General features: G+C 44.8%; 12 protein-coding genes. 6 read left to right on the plus strand and 6 right to left on the minus strand.

What is annotated here, in order from left to right; all coding sequences use genetic code 11:
- The first annotated feature begins 23 nt into the window (after positions 1-23).
- Positions 24-314, plus strand: coding sequence for an antibiotic biosynthesis monooxygenase (locus L0992_17570; protein XGB69838.1), 291 nt, complete (start codon positions 24-26; stop codon positions 312-314).
- 230 nt (positions 315-544) lie between these two features.
- Here the strand turns inward: L0992_17570 and manA are convergent, their stop codons facing one another.
- From manA to mngA, 4 genes are all read right to left on the minus strand, one after another.
- Entirely contained in the window at positions 545-1,732 is a 1,188-nt protein-coding gene (gene manA / locus L0992_17575) for a mannose-6-phosphate isomerase, class I (protein XGB69839.1), read from the minus strand.
- A 2-nt stretch (positions 1,733-1,734) separates the two neighbouring features.
- Positions 1,735-2,901: a glycerate kinase gene (locus tag L0992_17580; protein ID XGB69840.1), complete on the minus strand. Its 1,167-nt coding sequence runs from the start codon at positions 2,899-2,901 to the stop codon at positions 1,735-1,737.
- A 45-nt stretch (positions 2,902-2,946) separates the two neighbouring features.
- Complete coding sequence (gene mngB / locus L0992_17585; GenBank protein XGB69841.1) at positions 2,947-5,601, minus strand: mannosylglycerate hydrolase; 2,655 nt, start codon at positions 5,599-5,601, stop codon at positions 2,947-2,949.
- Between the two features lie 238 nt (positions 5,602-5,839).
- Positions 5,840-7,774 carry a PTS 2-O-a-mannosyl-D-glycerate transporter subunit IIABC gene (gene mngA / locus L0992_17590; GenBank protein ID XGB69842.1) on the minus strand — a complete coding sequence of 645 codons (1,935 nt, stop codon included), beginning with the start codon at positions 7,772-7,774 and terminating at the stop codon, positions 5,840-5,842.
- Positions 7,775-8,091: 317 nt separating this feature from the next.
- Between mngA and L0992_17595 the strand changes: the two genes are divergently transcribed.
- The 5 genes from L0992_17595 (at position 8,092) to L0992_17615 (ending at position 13,303) form a co-directional block, all read left to right on the plus strand.
- On the plus strand, positions 8,092-8,808 hold the full coding sequence (locus L0992_17595; protein XGB69843.1) for a GntR family transcriptional regulator: 717 nt from the start codon (positions 8,092-8,094) through the stop codon (positions 8,806-8,808).
- Positions 8,809-9,029: 221 nt separating this feature from the next.
- On the plus strand, positions 9,030-9,926 hold the full coding sequence (locus tag L0992_17600; protein XGB69844.1) for a hypothetical protein: 897 nt from the start codon (positions 9,030-9,032) through the stop codon (positions 9,924-9,926).
- A 178-nt stretch (positions 9,927-10,104) separates the two neighbouring features.
- Positions 10,105-10,923 carry a DUF481 domain-containing protein gene (locus tag L0992_17605; GenBank protein XGB69845.1) on the plus strand — a complete coding sequence of 273 codons (819 nt, stop codon included), beginning with the start codon at positions 10,105-10,107 and terminating at the stop codon, positions 10,921-10,923.
- A gap of 254 nt (positions 10,924-11,177) precedes the next feature.
- On the plus strand, positions 11,178-12,134 hold the full coding sequence (locus tag L0992_17610; protein XGB69846.1) for a polysaccharide lyase family 7 protein: 957 nt from the start codon (positions 11,178-11,180) through the stop codon (positions 12,132-12,134).
- A gap of 257 nt (positions 12,135-12,391) precedes the next feature.
- The gene (locus L0992_17615; protein ID XGB69847.1) at positions 12,392-13,303 is read left to right on the plus strand and encodes a 2OG-Fe(II) oxygenase; all 912 of its coding nucleotides are present in this window, start codon (positions 12,392-12,394) and stop codon (positions 13,301-13,303) included.
- Between the two features lie 142 nt (positions 13,304-13,445).
- On the opposite strand, the gene L0992_17620 is transcribed toward L0992_17615, so the two are convergent.
- Positions 13,446-16,523: an efflux RND transporter permease subunit gene (locus tag L0992_17620; GenBank protein XGB69848.1), complete on the minus strand. Its 3,078-nt coding sequence runs from the start codon at positions 16,521-16,523 to the stop codon at positions 13,446-13,448.
- Positions 16,510-17,781, minus strand: coding sequence for an efflux RND transporter periplasmic adaptor subunit (locus tag L0992_17625; protein ID XGB69849.1), 1,272 nt, complete (start codon positions 17,779-17,781; stop codon positions 16,510-16,512). The genes L0992_17620 and L0992_17625 overlap by 14 nt, the downstream gene beginning before the upstream one ends.
- Between the last annotated feature and the right edge of the window lie 189 nt (positions 17,782-17,970).

The raw sequence follows: 17,970 nt of genomic DNA on the forward strand, positions 1-17,970 counted from the left end.
AGTTTAAAGCCGAGGAATTGAAAATGAGTAAACTGACTATTATTGCAACGATCGTCTCTAAAGAAGACAAAACTGAGCTAGTTAAATCAGAGATGATTAAATTGATCGATAAAACCCGTGTTGAAGACGGCTGTATTAACTACGATCTGCACCAAGATAACAGTAACCCTGCTCACTTTGTTTTTCATGAGAACTGGGAGTCTGAAGCTCATCTAGAGAAACACTTAGCGAGCCAACACATCGCTGACTACATGGCTGCGACTGAAGGTTGTATTGAAACCTTTATACTTAACAAAATGACGCATATTGCTTAGCCAGTCATTCAATACTGATTCAATAAAAACCCTGCTCTAATTGCAGGGTTTGTCTTTTCTATCAGCTTATATTTGCTCATTCTAATAATGAAAAAACCCGCCAGAGTAGCGGGTATGGTCAATAATCATGACTGTCAAAGACAGATAGGTAACAACCATCAATCCAATATTGAGTACCACTTTACAGTGGCACTCTGACATTTCTTTTGCTGATCGCTAGCACGGGGGCACTAGTTAAAAGCACGAGCCAAAATGCCATTCCCTTGATATTGGTAAACACTTGAATTACTACTTACAAAGACCGATTCTCCGGGCTTAAGAGAAACTGACCGTCCTTCTGAAGTGATGGTCGCCTCTCCTTCCACACAAAACAAGATCTCCGCGCTACGTAGATACTGTGACTTGCTCTCATCAGTCGCAGACAAGATATCAAAGCCAAAGTCATCCACTGGAATTGGATAGCTCATCTTGCCCTCTTTCAATACAGGCTTAAGGCGGATATCTTCTGGCTTAATCGGCTCAAAGATTGTGTTGTCGATAAGCTCAGGGACATCGATATATTTGGGAGTGAGACCGGCACGCAGCACATTGTCTGAGTTTGCCATAATCTCTAAACCCGTACCTTGAACATAAGCATGTGGGGTTTCTGCGAACAGGAACATCGCTTCACCGGGCGCCAGCTCAACCGTGTTAAGCATTAATGGCGAAAATAAGCCAATATCACCTGGATAATGCTGCTTGAACTCAATGCTGTATTGAAGAGCTTCACGCCCCATGACCGTTTTGGCTGGTCGCGCATGTGCAGCATAAAGCTCATTAAGCGCAGACGCTTTGCGGTCACCTTCAAGAGACATAATGGCGCTAAAAAAAGACTTCAAAGAATCACTGTCGGCATTGGCTTTTAGTACATTAAGCTCAATCGCTAACGAAGGAATATCCGCTTCTTCGAACAAAGCTATAATATCGTTGATTGGACGAAAACCATTCATCGCTTTGTAGAAGGTCAATGCATAAACCAGCTCAGGCTTGTGGTTTGGATCTTTGTAGTTACGATTTGACGCATTCAAAGGGATGCCGAGTGCATTCTCACGCTCAAAACCTAATTCAGATTTACGCTTGTTCGGGTGAACCTGAATCGATAACGGTGTTTCAGCGGCCAACACCTTAAACAAGAAAGGTAATTCACCGAAACGTGCCGCCGTGTACCCGCCTAAGACATCGATTTTGTTTTCATCAATCATGTGAGAAAGCGATTCACCGGTATCACCTACTTTTGAGCAACCATTTGGATGAGCACCCATCCAGATCTCAGCTTGCGGTTCTTGGTTTGGGTTCACAATACCAAACAGTTGGTTGATGGAGTCTTTGCTTCCCCATGCGTAGTTTTGAATAACGTTGTCGAGTTTAAATAGAGACATAATTACTTCTCATTAAAAATCTGGCCGCCAAGCTTGAGCGTGGCAGCGATATTACGGGCACTACGAGTCAGATTTTGGCTCGCTTCTGATAAAACTTGTTCTAAGGACTGAGGTGAACGCACGGTTCCAAACAGGCTAGACATTGAGTCGTAAAGCTTTTCAACGTCTGTACCCAAAGAGCCAGCGATACCAATGGTCGGAATATTCAGTTTTTGAGCACGCTGGGCGATACCAAATGGAGTCTTACCTTGCAGGGTTTGGTTATCCATCTGCCCTTCACCTGTCACGACCAATGAAGCACCTTCAAGTACCTTATCCGCATCCAACGCATCCAGTACCATCTCGATACCCGCTTTAATTTGGATATTGAACGCTAGGCTTAGTCCTAACGGCGCACCACCAGCAGCACCAAAGCCCGCGCTGTTGCGATGATTAATACCTGTCTGCGCGTGAGCAATGTCTGCAAAGTGCCCAATTGCAGCATCAAGTTGTTGAACGTGAATTTGTGATGCGCCTTTTTGCGGACCAAACACGGCACTTGCTCCGCTTTCGCCGCACAACGGATTATTCACATCACATGCGACAACGAACGTGACCTCATTGCATCTCGGGTGCAGCCCATCAAGATCGATGCTTGCTAGCTGACTTAACTCTGCGCCGCCACCAGATAACTCGTTGCCTTGCTTGTCTAATAACCTGCCTCCCAACGCTTGTAAAATGCCTGAACCTGCATCGTTGGTTGCGCTACCGCCCAAGCCGATAATGATTTGTTCAACACCTTGATCTAATGCACCTTTAATCAATAACCCTGTACCAAACGAAGATGCGATTAACGGTGCTCTTTCTTCTACGGTTAATCGGTCTAAACCCGATGCTTGAGCAAATTCCACTAAGGCAGTTTTTACGTTAGCGCCATCAACAGTCTGTTCTAACGAAGCCCAATAAGCCGTACATTCTCGACCTAGTGCGTCTGTTGTTTGTAGCAGCTGTTTCTTACCGTTAAGCGCGGTTAGCAGCACGTCTACGGTACCTTCACCACCATCAGCGAGAGGCAGTTTTACGAACTCTGCGTAAGGGAAAACATCGGCAAATCCACGCTCAATGCAAGACGCAACTTGATGAGCGTCGAGTGATTCTTTAAATGAATCAGGGGCAATTACAATTTTCATTGTCGTTCACCATTCCCGCCCACCAAGGTGAGCGGGTTATTGAAATTAGAATTTGATTTGGAATGTTTTTGCTTGGCAAGATGCTAATTCGCCAAAAGATAAGTCGCCAAAGGTTTCAGTTGCTACATCACCTTCGCGTACACGCTCGTCCATGCTCGTCTGTTTCCAGCTTGAAACCGCTTGAGTGAAAGAGATTGAATCCGATACTGAACCCGTTTCTGATGGGTTGTAGACACGCATGATCAACGCATCTTCGTCTTCAGCTTTCTTAAGCACACTTAATACCGCACCTGCTTGTTGCTTCGATAGCAAGCTAAAGCTCATCGGTAGGTTTTGTTCGCCCACATTCAGCTTCATCGCGTTGTAAGGGATCTTGTTGTAACATTCGATTTTAGTGACATTGTCACGTGCTTGCGCCATGATGTTCGCGTCAATGTGGTTACCCGAGAAGCCACACAGTGTGAATTCACAAACCAACTTGCCGCGCACTTGTGAATCTGGAGTCGGGATCTTGATACCAGAAGGACGACCCGGACGAAGCAATAGCTCTTCTTTACCCAACACGCCGATACCACGGAAGAGTGTCAGTGCGAAGGTATCTCTGTTTTCGTCACCTTGAGATGCAATCACTTCAAATTCACGCAGGCCATTCGACATGATCGCCATGCCCGCTTTGCCGTTTTCTAGCGCTGCAAAGTTCATTAATTGATACACAGGAACTGGCGCTTCTTTCCACTTTTCTTCTTCCCAAACCGCCATAGCAGGGTCGTTGGTCGGGCGAGTAATGCAACCGAACTGGTTATCTGCAACCACAGTTTCAGAAACGAATGGCGTTGGTACTAGCACACGTACACGGTGGTCGTCGGCTTGGTTGTCTAGTTCCATGCGTACTTCAATGCGGCGAGAACCTTGCTTCAATACCACTTGGCATTGCGCTTCAACGAATCCGTTTTGACCCGTACGTTCTTCACGCTCTGCCAGGTTTTCAGGCACGTTCATGCGGAAAGCGATGTTCGCTACCGATTGGAAGCCTTGGTGATCAATCGATGTTTCGACTGGGAATTCGTCTGAGTACAGTAACCACTCTTGACGAGATGGAGAGTAATCGTACTCATCGCCGTCATCAGAACCGTCTTCTAAACGAAGTACTTGATCGAACACTTGCTCTGTCTCTTTATCGAAAATAGTCAGAGTACCGTTGTCGTTTACATTGATTCGGTAGTATTCGTTCTCTAGCAAGTAGTCTTTCTGCTCAGCGACTTTAACTGCGCCCTTCTCGTTACCTTGGATGTGTAACGTGGTGAAGCCCATCGCTGGCACAGTGCGTTTGATTTGAATATCAAACTCCATGAACGGGTCGTAGTTGCCGTAGTGAACGATTTGACGGTCTACTTTACCTGGGTCGATTTGGCGCTTGTCTTGGATGAAGTATTCAACTGGGTTTTCATTTTCATCAAAGATAGAGAATTCTTGAGCACGGATAGTGATGGTTGTATTCACCACTTCTTCACGCTCATACGGTGAAAGGTTGAACATCGCCAGTTTGTCGCACCCTTCGCGATCCGGCATATGGTCAACGATTTTACGCTTATAGAAGTGAATTAGGTTTGTCGCCATGTCGTCCGCAAGGATGTAACGGTTTAAGATTTCAGCGTGTACCTTGTCTGAACAGCAGCAACCAATAGAGTCATGAGCGTGGTTCTTCATGCTCTCTTTCCACATTTTCTCAATCAAACCGTGGTGGTATTCAAAGCCTAATGTCCAAGCGATAGACGTTAGCGGTTCTAAGATATTTACAATCTTGTTTTCGATTTCTGCGTGGATCAGTTTGATGTCCATACGCGTAGAAGAGATCGTACGGTGAACACGCATGTATTTACCGTCGTTGAACTCGCCTTTGATTGTGTCGAGTTGGTCGCGCGCCGCTTCTACTTTCTCGAACACTTCTTCGTAACGGCTCATTGAGAATTCACGATCTGGGTAGATTTCGCGAAGCTTGTCCATTACTTCAAAGATGTCTTTTTGAATCGGCATTTGGTCGTGGCCGTTCGGTAGCAAGATATCTTTAGTCACCGATGGCTTTTCTAGCACTGGGAAGTACTTATCTAGACGAGCTCGCAGACCTTCTTCGTCTTGTGGAAGATATTTACCAATTGCGTAACCCAGTGGAAGCACTTGTGCAGTCACTTCACTGCCGTCGTTTGACTGCCATAAGAATTCTGTTTTGTTGGTGCCGTGACGCTCTGAACAACCACGCCAGAACATTGCACGCGTGATATCGAAGCCGTTGTAGATCATCGGCAGCTGAGAGCTCATGCTGAATGAATCTGGTAGGTAACCGATCTTCATTGCATCGCCAAATTTCATACAGTCGCGAATGCCATACATCATGTTACGTACAATTGACTCACCAGAAACTTGCATTGTGTCGGTTTGAGAGTACCAAGGGCCAATAATTAGCTTGCCCGCTTCAACCAATGCTTTTACGCGTTCTGTGTTCTCTGGTTTGATCGCGAAGTAATCTTCTAGAACGGCGGTTTGACCATCTAGAACGTAGTATTTGTATTCTGGATCGCTCTCCAGACGGTTCATGATTTCTTCCATGTTGTTCACTAGAAGAATACGAGACTCTTCTGTTGTGAAATACCATTCACGATCCCAGTGCATGTGTGGAGTAATATGTACGCGTGATGTAGTCATAATCATTTACCTAAATGTGTCGATTCGAGTAGATCTTAAATTCGAACTCAAATACGACTAAATTAAAGTTTTTCAAGGGGTTAAAATTGGCTGCCACTAAATTTAGGGTGCAGAAAACCACGCCCAGATTCTGTGTGAATAAAACCGTTAGGAGCACAGGAATTTAGGACAGCCAAGTTGTTCGTTATTTTTTATATGGTGTTTTTAATGACGAGCTATAAGTTAGCTCAAAATTCAATTAGTTCTGTGTTGCAGTACTTGCTTCAAACTTACCCTTTTTTACAGCGTGACCACGCCACATCAGAAGAGTAATGGTTGAAATCACCGTGCCGACAATGGCAGCACCGAACCAGATTGCAGCAGCAGAGAATGCGCCCAAACCTGAATCGTGTAACAAGAAGATAGAGAAGATACCAGCGCCCGGAGTTGATAGACCAATACCTGCCGCACCCACCATTGCACCTGTCACTACAGAGCCTAGTAAGAATGAACCGATTACACGGATTGGATCTTCAATCGCCATTGGGATTGCACCTTCAGTAATCCCCGCGAGGCCAAGTAGCCATGTAGATTTACCGGTTTCAATCTCAAAGTCTTTGAATAGGCGTGGAGCAATCATGGTTGAAGCCGTTACAGTGAACGCCGATACCATTTTTACTGAGCCAAAGATGGCGTAAGGACCATAAACACCGTTCGCCATTGCACCTAAACAGAATGCGTAAGCAGCTTTGTTTACCGGGCCACCTAAATCGAATGATACAAACAGACCTAGAATCGCACCCAATAACAATGCGTTAGTGCCTGACATACCGTTCAACCAGTCCGTTAGACCTTGGTTTAGGAACGCGACAGGTTTACCGATAACAAACAGCATCAAGCTACCTGCCACCAAAGTACCAATTACAGGATAAAGGTAGAACGTAAGGAAGCCGTTGAACGCAGGACCCAAGCGAACATGCTCTTTTACCCAACGCATTACGTAACCAGCAATCAAACCACCAACAACACCGCCTAGGAAACCTGAACCAATGATGTTTGCAGCAATACCTGCAGCAAAACCAGGACCAAGTGCCGGTTTGTCGGCTAATGAGTAAGCTGTGTAAGCTGCCAATACTGGCACCATTAATGTACCTAATAGGCCGCCACCTAATTTGCGATACATCCATAGCCAAGAATCTTTTGTTGCGTAAAGCTCTTGCAGGTCAAAAATTTGCGCGATAAGAACAGCAACCGCAAGAACAGTACCACCAGCAACGATAAGAGGAACTGCGTAAGAAATACCAGAAAGCAACGCTTGTTTAAGCTCAGTTTTCAGTGGCAATTTCTTAGGTTTGTCGTCAGTAGCGACTGTACGCTCTGCACCGTTACCTTTTTTCGACTCTTCAATCGCTTCATTTAGAATGCGTTCACCGTGTTTAATCGGTTCTGCAACTGGCGTTTCAACACGAGGGATTCCGTTAAAACGATCCACTTCTTTAATCGCGACTTCAGCAGCAAAAACACACGCTACAGCATTGTTAAGTTGTTCAGCCGTTAAGCGATCTTCAATACCGTTTGCGCCCTGCTTTTCAACATGAACCTTGTAGCCAAGCTTTTTGCCCGCTTTTTCTAGGTACTCAGCCGCCATATAAGTGTGAGCGATGCCTGCTGGGCAAGCAGTAACACATACAATTGTCGGTGCATTTGTATCTAAGTTGTCTTGTTTTTCTTCTTGCTGATTATCGCCATCAAGAAGTGCGAAGATTTCATCAGCGGTTGTCGCTTTTAATACAGCTTCACGCACATCGTCGTCAACCAGCGTGGTTGTCAGTTCGGTCAGCAGGTGCATGTGGGTAGAACCCGCCTCTGCATTTGGAATGGCAATTAGGAAGATAAGATTCACATCTTCGTCTTCATCTAGGCCTTTCCATTTCATGTCTTCTTTTAGTGTTGCCACAGCGAAGCCAGCTTCTTTAACCGCGTCAGTCTTGCCGTGCGGTACTGCTAGACCTTCACCAAGCGCTGTCGGGCCTTGCTCTTCACGAGCAAATACTGCATCAAGATACTCTTGCTTGTTGTGCAGTTTGCCTTGCTGATCCAGTTGGTCAGCAAGTGCGTAAATCGCTTCTTCTCGACTGCTAAACGTAGTTTGCAGATTTACGAGCGACTTATTCGTTAGAGTAGTAAGTTTCATAACCTTTGTCCCATAGTCACGGATTAGTACGACAGTCGTCCCTGTCGACGATGGGAATAATACAACTTCAAGACATTTAATCCGTGATCACGATCTCACCAATACACATTTGTATTTAATTTGTATTTAAATCGTATTGGTAAATCCTTTAAGAAAGCTTGTTATGTATCGTTTAATTTGTATTATATGTACTACAAAACACCGATACGATGCTCACACTAACCTTGAGAGCAAGGCTTATATAGAGCAAATTTACGTATTTAAGGTACAGGTTGTTAAACAAAGTCTAGTTGTTCTAGCGCACAAATGAGGCAAAAATGGCAAGACTCCCGATGTATCGCCAAATCGCAGATGCAATACGAGAAAAGATCAGTTCTGGTGAATATAAGGTTGGAGAAGCACTTCCAACAGAAGCGCAGTTACGCGAAGTATTTTCTGTCAGCCGCGTAACGGTTAGACAAGCGCTGAAGCTACTGATCGAAAATGATGAACTTGAAAGCGTGCAAGGCAGCGGCACTTACGTTAAAGAGAACAAAATCAATTACGACATCTATAAGCAGTCTAGCTTTCAGGAAAAGTGGGCGCATTTGGATGTGGTTACCCACAGTGAGGTTCTGGCTTTTGAAATGAAGCCCTGCTCTCTAGCGATGTCTGAACACTTAGATATCAAAGAAGGCGAATTGGTGTTCTACGTAAAGCGTGTCCGTTTCATCGACAACAACCCAATTACGGTTGAAGAAACCTGGTTGCCTGTTGCTTTGTTCCCAGACCTCACTTATCAAGTGATGCAAACATCAAAATATGACTTTATTGAAAATACCAAAGGTATGGTGATTGATCGAAGTGAGCAAGAACTGGTACCTATCCTTCCGCCAGAAGATGTGGCTCATCAGTTAGGAATCGACCCTGCTCAACCGATTATTGAAAAACGTACTCGTGGTTACCTAGCCAATAACACCGTATTTGAATACAGCCGCAACTACTTCACATCTAACGATTATCGATTCACTTTGGTCGCCAGACGCCAAAGGTAAGACTTAATCTAGCACTGCATATAACCAACACAGAGGACGCCTGTTCTCTGTGTAAATGCGCACTTCCTGCTCATAACACCAGTTTCATCCTCCCCAAATATTCCTAAACCGATATCAAACAACCTCACGAAAGATCATTCACCTTCATTTAAATACTGTTCGCGCGCTTTGACCATAAAATGAACGCCCAATGACAAGAGCAACCGTCGACAGGAATGTAGATGAATACCAAACAACTTGAGGACGCGGTCAATGAAGTGACCTTGTTCAATCAACACCTGCACTTAATCCAATCCGTCCATACCATTCCTACACCAAAAGTGAATTGGGAGTCGATAGCCATGGAACCGGCACCCGTAATGCCAACGGTTCGCTTCGACCATAAAGTCAAAGCCATGGAAGCGCTCGACGAGTACAAACCCAACTGGCTCGACATGCTGCTAGGTAACAAATCTAAATTGTATTCTCTCACTGCCAATATTGAGCGAGCGGCTGAGAAAGATATCGAACAATACAAAACTGAATTTGTACATTGGGTACAGAACTACAGCTACTGGGCGAAAGGCAATCAATTGTCGAAAGGTGTTTTGAATAACGATAGCCAAGCGAAGCTGTCTGCCCTTTCTGAAGCTCAACAAAACACGATGAACGCCGCAGTGGTCGACACTAAGCTGATCAATCATAACTTTAATACCTATAAGAACGGCCACCTGTTAGAAGTCAATATTCAGGTGAATAAGCACAACGTCATCCCTAAAGAGAAAAAGGTATTGTGCCAAGGCGAAGTAAAGCTAGAGACGCTATCCCTATCTGAAAGTAATGCACTGTATCGAGAGTATGTGTGCAGTTGCGTTATTAAATGCGCTCAGGACTCTTTCAATGTATTACCTGAGACAAGCGTTGTGATCAATGTTGAGCAGGTTTCGGCTGATCATTTCAATGAGACCATTCTTTCATGCCATGTCGAGAAAGGCTTGCTGGAGTTCTTATTGATTGAAGACGACAAACCTTCTGAAATGCTTGAATTCTTTGTCCACATTGAAGATTTCAACCCTCATCGTGGCAACGGGTTCTCTGAGATTAAAACTATCTTCTCCCCTTTGCCTATCGCGTCGTAACTCAGTTCATGTTTCGACTCGAACACAGACTAATCATCACGACTAACTGTTAGTTGGTCGTGTTCAATCACTTATGTACCTAACCATTATGTCGACCTACGCTATCTCAAGAACAACATGTCCAATACAAAACACAGCTCTAAATAAACTCCATTTCAACCCGTTACCTTTGGTCATAATGGTCTTATCCATGCCACTTTTCGCTGAAGAAATGGTACCGACCGAAAAGCCGATACCTACGGAACCACTAGAGCTTACAAAGCAACTTGAACTTACAGAAGAACAAGCCTTACAAGATGAAGCCATATTGGAAGAAAAGGCGGAACCAGAAGTTGAATCGCCCTTCACGACGTTAACCAAATTGGGTTTTATCTACTCTCAAAACACCAGTTCATCTTTGTCTATTAATTCTGGAATATCCGTAGGCTACAAAAAGGAAAACTGGGGGCAACGAGTCCAGTTCGACACCTATTATACCGATGCAGAAAATGATGAAGATGGTACTAATCGCTATACCACCAACTATGGCATTAGTTATTACTTGAACGAGGTGACTTACTTAGTCGCGACAACCCGTTTTGAACACGACCACTATGGTACCTATCGTAAGCAATTCATTACCGCGACCGGTTTGGGTCGTCACTTTTACGATACCGAAAGAATCAAGCTTCAAGGCTCTGCGGGTCCGGGTTATCGAATCAGTAGACGACAATCCTCCGACGAAGAGCTCCCAAACAAAGAGAACTACGAACTGATCGTTAATGCCAGTATTGATGGCTCGCTAACGCTTACAGAAACGTTCTCTATGGGTGCAACTGCAAACATGGCCTACGGTGAAGAGAACACAAACTACAACCTAAAGGGCTATCTAAAGAACATTCTGATGGGCAATTTAGCACTGACGTTTGATACCGAATACATTTACAACACCACTGTCGCCTCAGACCAAAGCAACAGCGAGATCTACAGCTCAATGAACCTAAACTACGACTTCTAAGAAAGATTTCCCCCATCGAACATGCAAAAGGATTTGCGTGATCGTCCAGCAAATCATTACTAAGACCTATACAAATACTCGCTTCATTGAGCCAGCACCTACTTCCATTACTTAGAAAAATTGTATTGAGATGTGTTTTTGGAATCGATCGCTCAAAGCTCTGTCAGCTAAATGTAAAACCACTCTTGGACCAATGAAAATCCCGTAATTTATCGCTAAAGTCCGCCTACCTTTTGTATTACAAATTACTTTTTATGCTAAATTCTCAACAAACTGTAAAATACTTCAAGATTGCTGCACTTATTTCTAGCGGTTTATTACTCACAGGGTGTGAAGCCAACGCTAAAAGCGACCAATCAAAGCTTACAGCATGTACCGACTGTAACTGGAACATAGAGCAATGGAAAATCACCCTTCCTGTCAGTGGCGACGATTACTACAACAATGGTCGTAGCAGCGCTGCCGAGCTCATCCCCCAAGAATGTAATGGTAAAGAGTACTTAACCAACGGCACCAATCTACCTTGGTTCTCTCGTGAATCAGTTAACGACGAAGAGCGTCTCAAATTTACAGTCGATCTTGGCGGCCAAGTTTCTACAACACCAAACACTAAATACGTTCGCTCAGAGCTTCGTGAGCTCTACAACTATGATTCCGAAAATCGTTGCAGCACTAAAGAGCAAAACTGGGCAGTAACAGGAACACATGAATTAAAAGCAACACTGAGCGTTGATCAATTTCCGGATAAAGAAGTAACGGGTAGTGACCCAAAAGTGGTTCTTGGCCAAATCCATGGTAAAGACATTAAACAAGCGCTCGTGAAATTGCAGTGGGATGGTGAAAACAAACCAGTACGTGTCGTTCTAAATGATTCCTTTTTGTCAGGAAACCAAGTTTGTAGCGACTGTAAGCCTTTTAGTGTCAACTTAGGCTACGCGCCTGCGAACCTTGATTGGGATTACACAATTCGTCTCAATGACCAGGGTATTTACCTTTCAACACTCATTAATGATGAATTAACAGAGCAATTCTTACCTTGGGGTGTCGAAACAGAAGACCGCGATGGCAACAAAGTTACCCTTTCAAAGGCATGGTTAGAGGAAGAGTACTACTTCAAAGCCGGTCTTTACGCTCAAATAAAACCTTCAAGAGAGTTTGCAGGGCAAGTATTCTCGGTCAGTTTCTCGAAGATCAATATTGATCATAACTAATCACGCTTAACTAAGTCTCAGATACAACGAACAGCAGGCTCAGCTCCCGCTCTATTTCAAGCAGCGCATTGATTCCTTCAGTCATGCGCTATTTTGTTTTGAGCCACCAATGTAAAGTCTTCTTGTTCGCCTCCCTTCTTCTCAATTTCCTGTTGATTATATAGAAAACGTTAATTCTGTTTTGCTTTACACCCCGTTTATCTACAAACCTTGGTGTAATAGATTGAACTCAAGCAAACAAAAGGAGCGAATACATTATGTTATCTAATCAACTAGAGCGTGCACGCGCCATCGATTTACCAACACGCGAAGCGATGCTTCAACGAGCTCCTTCTGTGCAACAGTTTTGGGACAACAATAAAAGTCTGTTCAGTGAAGCTTGGAAAGAGTGGGAAGTGAGTGCAGAAGGCAGCCAGCTAAATTTCGATGATTCATTACTGGACGCTCGTCTGCGTGAAGCCGTTAGACAGGCGTGGCAAGATCCAACGAAAGAAGTTGCAGTGCAAGACTTGCTCGAAGAAGTCTCACCTGGTGTGTTTAAATTCCAATTTTTTGACCCTGAGCGTTTAGCCGGACTGCGCGGTTACTTAGAAGAAGTATCTAAGGCTCAAATCCCGTTGCGTCCGCCTTATGGCATAGTGCTCAACCGAGGTGGTGCGATGTTGGACAGCCGATCTGAAGGCTACTTAGCAGCACCGAGTTTCCAAGCGTTTTATCGAGATCTGCTCGACAGTTACATGCGTCCAATTGCACGTTTGTTGTTCCCAGAAATCATGGGCTACGATACGCAAACTTTTGGATTCTCTATTCAGTATCAAGAGAACAAAGACACATCTTTGCGCCTTCATACTGATGCATCTTCTGTCACGCTCAATATCAATTTGAATCTGCCCGATGAAGCGTTTTCAGGCTCTGCACTCAACTTTTATGACCCGGCTACAGGCAAAATGAATGAGGCGACATTTACACCCGGCATGGCAATGATCCACCGAGGAAACGTAGCACACGCCGCGTTACCAATTACCAGTGGTGAGCGCTCTAACTTCGTATTGTGGTTGTATGGCGACCGTGGACAAATCCCACAGCACAACTCAGGGTTGGAACCGGTAGACGCTCATCAGCGTTGGACTGTCCCTACGGTTGTGCCTGACAGCTTTGCTCCATTCTAGATAAGTACGCTTCATTTTAATCGGTTCGATTCGGATTAGCTTGTTCAAGCGACTAGTATCGTAAATAACAAAGCGCCCACCATAATATTGGTGGGCGCTTTTTTGTACCTTCGATTACGTAAATCGTAATCGATTAGCTAGATTAGGCTGGTTTCGTTCTTAATCGAGTCAACACATCCATTTGCTTTAGGTTCGCCATACCGACATACGCGACAGGCACTAAGAACAATGAGAAGAAAGTTCCGACAGACAAGCCACCGACCAGTACCAAACCAATATTAATACGACCTAATGAACCCGGACCATCAGCCAGCGCTAGCGGTAGTGAACCGAGGATCATCGTGAGTGACGTCATCAAGATAGGACGTAATCTTGAACGTGCACTGCTGATCGCCGCTTCTTGTGCACTGGCACCAGACTTACGTTTCTCGTTCGCAAACTCCACCAGCAAAATACCGTGTTTGGTGACAAGGCCAACCAAAGTCAGCAAACCGATTTTTGAGTAGATATTAAGGCTTTGACCAAATACCGACAGCGTTAAAATCGCACCGACGATACACAATGGAACCGTTAGCAAGATGATCATAGGGTCTACGAAGCTTTCAAACTGCGCCGCCAAAATCAGGAAGATGAAAATCAACGCCAATACGAACAGCACCTGTGCACCAGCTGTTGAATCAACGAGGTCTTTTACAATGCCGTTGAATTCGTAGCTTTGTGCCGGTTTCAATAAGCTTGGTACTGTGTCATCAATATACGCTTTCACATCACTTGCCGTATATCCGGGCATTAAGTCAGCCGTAATTTCAGCGCTGTCTTTACCCATGAATGTCTTGAAGTTCGATTCCGATGTGACTTGTTTAATCGATACAAACTGAGACAAAGGAAGCCTTTGACCCGACTGTGAATCCACATACAGCTTATCCAATACCTTGAAATCACCAAGATCACTCAGATTTACCTGAACTTGGATTGGGTATGTATAGCCATCATCCGCTTGTAAATCCGCGGCTTTCACTGAACCAAGGAATGTCGATAAGGCATTGGTGACATTGCCGTAATCCACGCCAGACAACACAATCGCATTGCGGTCAATCGATAAGTCATAGCGTAACTGGTCACGCAACATCGAGTTTTTAATGTTGGTCACACCCTCGTAATTATCAAGTGCCTCTACCACTTTGCTCGCCGTTTCAGACAACACTGTCGTATCGCGGTTTACTGTCGTTAGTTCTAAGATCATATTGGTGGCAATGTTAAGGTTATCCGCTGAGCGAACCTTGAAAGACATACCATACGCAGAAACTGAACTTTGCGCTTTGGCAATAAACTCATTCACCAATTCATCTGCAGATTGGTCACGCTCTCCCCATGGTTTTAGCAACACGTGATTGGTCGGTGTGCCTTCGATGTAAGACAAATTAGCTTCAACCGATTCATCACCTTTGAACACGCTGTTCAATTGTTCGTTGTTATCAAGGTGGTACTGGCGGCCTACTCCCGTTGGAGGCGTTGACGTCACCTCAACAAAACCCGTGTCTTCCGTTGGAAGCAGCACTTGAGGCATCTTCCAAACCGCTAACGCAGACAAAGCAATTAGAACCAAGGCAATTCCGCTCATCAGGGCTTTACGCTCAAACCACTTACCTAGTTCCTTGGTGTACACGTCAGACAGAACGTTAAGCTTCGCATCAACCTTTTGATACCACTTAGCTGGTGTTGAAACGGGCTTCATCAAATAGGCGCTCATCATTGGCGAGAGCGTTAATGCAACAAAACCAGAGATAATCACAGCTGCCGCTAGCGTGAAAGCAAATTGTCTAAACAGATCTGCGGTTAAACCCGCCATCAGGCCAATCGGTAAATACACAACAGCTAAAGTAAGCGTCATTGCAATCACAGGGAAGACGATCTCTCGACACCCTTTAATTGCTGCATTAAACGGAGTCTCACCCTCTTCGATATGACGGTAACAGTTCTCAGCAACAACAATCGCATCGTCGACCACCAAACCAATCGCGAGGATGATCGCCAAAATCGTCAGTACATTGATGCTAAAACCAAGTACATGCATCACGGCGAACACGCCAATCACACACACGGGAATGGTGATAATCGGAATCGAAGCCACACGAACAGAGCCCAAGAACAGAACCACAACAGCAGAAACGAGAACAATCGCTTCAACCAAAGTCATGAAGCCTTCATCAATCGCCGTTTTGATAAAGTCCGCTTGGTTATAGACCATTTTCATCTCAATGCCTTCTGGCAACTGAGGTTGAATCAGATCGATTTGCTTCTTCACTTTATTAGCGACCGTGACTGGGTTTTCACTTTTCAGTGGCAGTACCTGAATCGACATCACTAGGTTGTCGTCTACACGGAGAATACTTGGCGTTAGGCTTTCTTCACCCATTTTGACTTCAGCAATATCGCCGATTCGAATGATCTTGCCGTTATCGACACGAACCACCAAGTCTCTTACATCATCAACACTCGTCACTTGATTGACTGGGTTGATAGAGAAGTCTCTTACCTGGCCTTTAATCGTACCCGCAGTAAACGTCGCATTATATGAGCTCAATGTGCCGACTACATCAGAAGCACTCATATTGAGCGCCATCATTCGGTCGGGTTGTAACCAAACACGCACCGCTTTCTCACTGCCGCCGTACGGCCCCCAAATACCACCAACACCTTGAATATGTTTAAACTGCGGCACGACTTGTTGACTAATGTAGTCGTACATCTCTTGCTTAGACATCTTGCCAGTATTCACAAAAGTGATGATGTTACTCGGCATGCTGGTGTCAGAAGAGTCATCCGTTACTGTTGGCTTATCCGTCATACTCGGCGGAAAATCACCAATCGCTTCGACACTGCTGCGCAGGTTGTTCATCAGGCTTGTGTATTCAACTTCATCGATGTCGTCTTCAAAGATGATTTTGAGATTACACGTCCCTTCCTGACAATCCGTAGTCATGGTCTTAACGCTATCAAGACCTGTTGCTGCGGTGATCAGTTTGTCTGCCACGTTACGTGACATAAACTCAGCACTCGCTCCATTTATCGCAGCAGTTACCGTTGCAGAAGGCGTTTTGTGGTCAGGGAAATACTGAATCGATAATTTCTGAAATGACAACAGGCCAAGCAACACAATGGCGATACTCAGCACTGATGCAAATACAGGGTGTTTAATACAAATCTCAGGAAGCTTCATTCACGTTCTCCTCGGTCGTTGCTTCCTTGCCTGAATTTACGGTATTTTTTGAATCCTTCGATGGTTTGATTTCGGCTTGTTCTGCCTTTTCGCCCGTCGTATTTGGAAGTTCTGCACTCGCTTCTTCAAGCAGTTCAGCTTTTACTTTTGGCGATTGTTTTGTCCAATCGACAGAAGGCTCGATTGGATGCTGTTCTTGGGTTGGCGTAGCAGGTTTCACCTCAGAATTTGGGTTCATCACTTTAACCAGAGATTCAACTTTGAGGTTCTGTTGTCCGGTAGCTACGACGCTTTCGCCTAGCTCAAGTCCCTTCTTAACCACCACATAGCCGTCATTGGTGTTAACTCCCAACTCTACAATTCGTTGTTCGATGTTGTTGCCATTCACCACCCATACAAAACGTTTAGCGTCCTTGGCTTGAACCGAGTTTTGAGACACCACCATTTGCATTGAATCTTCACTGGTCATTTGACTTAATTTGGCAAACATACCCGGAACTAAACGGTGTTCAGGGTTCGTGACATGTGCATGAACCTCAACACGGCCAGAGCTTTCATCAACAGCGGGCGCAATATAATCAACCACACCTTCGAACGATTCGCCCGGAAAAGCATCTACTTGGATAGATACGGTTTGACCTAGCTTTGCATTACCCAAGTCAGACTGGCCAATCGCGTATTGCACCTCAACAGGATCAAGCTTGATCAAGCTGACCAGTGCCGTAGAACTATCAATTTTGCTCCCTACCGAGTGACTGAAGTTAGTGAGCTGTCCATCAAAAGGCGCGACCAACAAATAGTCGTTCATCAGCGCTTCTTTCTGACGAAAATCAGCAGCCGCGAGATTGGCTTGCTCTTTTAGCTCTTCTACGTCTTGTTGAGACATGGAATCAGGTTGCTTCTTTAGTAACTCACGCACACGTTTCAGCTTCGATTTGGCTAGAGCGAGTGAGCTTCGTGCCTTATCGAGATCGGCCTTGGCCTTAGTGTTATCGAGCTGCGCAATCAATTCGCCTTTTTTGACGGAGTCGCCATCTTTGAAATGAATAGTAAGAATTTTGTCGGAAGCACTGAAAGTAAGCGCGGCAGAATCTGTCGCTCTAATCTTGCCAACTTCGCGAATGGATGAAGTAAAAGCCTGTGTATGCGCTTTTTCTACCGTGACGGGCACCAATGGTGAGTCTTGTGCTAGCGTCGGTGTTGTATTTAAGGCGAATAGTGCCAAAGCAATGGTTTTACTAAGCTTTTTAAATTTCATGTTCAATAACCATAAGTCGCTACAATCGTCTGACTTGAAGCGTTTTTCTGTGCAGCCGTTGTTAGCTAAATAAGCATCCAGCTATTTATATCAATGCCAACAACAGCCATAAGTTCGGATTAAGGCTCGATATCGCTAAAGAGCCTTACGATGTTGTTTACTTGGCTGAACCAAGAATAAGAATGAGTA

It is taken from the genome of Vibrio pomeroyi, from assembly GCA_041879425.1.
Taxonomy (GTDB): domain Bacteria; phylum Pseudomonadota; class Gammaproteobacteria; order Enterobacterales; family Vibrionaceae; genus Vibrio; species Vibrio pomeroyi_A.

Coding starts and splice junctions, on each gene's coding strand:
- manA (XGB69839.1), bottom strand. CDS start 1,732: ATGTCTCTATTTAAACTCGACAACGTTATTCAAAACTACGCATGGGGA.
- L0992_17595 (XGB69843.1), top strand. CDS start 8,092: ATGGCAAGACTCCCGATGTATCGCCAAATCGCAGATGCAATACGAGAA.
- L0992_17625 (XGB69849.1), bottom strand. CDS start 17,781: ATGAAATTTAAAAAGCTTAGTAAAACCATTGCTTTGGCACTATTCGCC.
- L0992_17570 (XGB69838.1), top strand. CDS start 24: ATGAGTAAACTGACTATTATTGCAACGATCGTCTCTAAAGAAGACAAA.
- L0992_17615 (XGB69847.1), top strand. CDS start 12,392: ATGTTATCTAATCAACTAGAGCGTGCACGCGCCATCGATTTACCAACA.
- mngB (XGB69841.1), bottom strand. CDS start 5,601: ATGACTACATCACGCGTACATATTACTCCACACATGCACTGGGATCGT.
- L0992_17605 (XGB69845.1), top strand. CDS start 10,105: ATGGTCTTATCCATGCCACTTTTCGCTGAAGAAATGGTACCGACCGAA.
- L0992_17580 (XGB69840.1), bottom strand. CDS start 2,901: ATGAAAATTGTAATTGCCCCTGATTCATTTAAAGAATCACTCGACGCT.
- L0992_17610 (XGB69846.1), top strand. CDS start 11,178: ATGCTAAATTCTCAACAAACTGTAAAATACTTCAAGATTGCTGCACTT.
- mngA (XGB69842.1), bottom strand. CDS start 7,774: ATGAAACTTACTACTCTAACGAATAAGTCGCTCGTAAATCTGCAAACT.
- L0992_17600 (XGB69844.1), top strand. CDS start 9,030: ATGAATACCAAACAACTTGAGGACGCGGTCAATGAAGTGACCTTGTTC.
- L0992_17620 (XGB69848.1), bottom strand. CDS start 16,523: ATGAAGCTTCCTGAGATTTGTATTAAACACCCTGTATTTGCATCAGTG.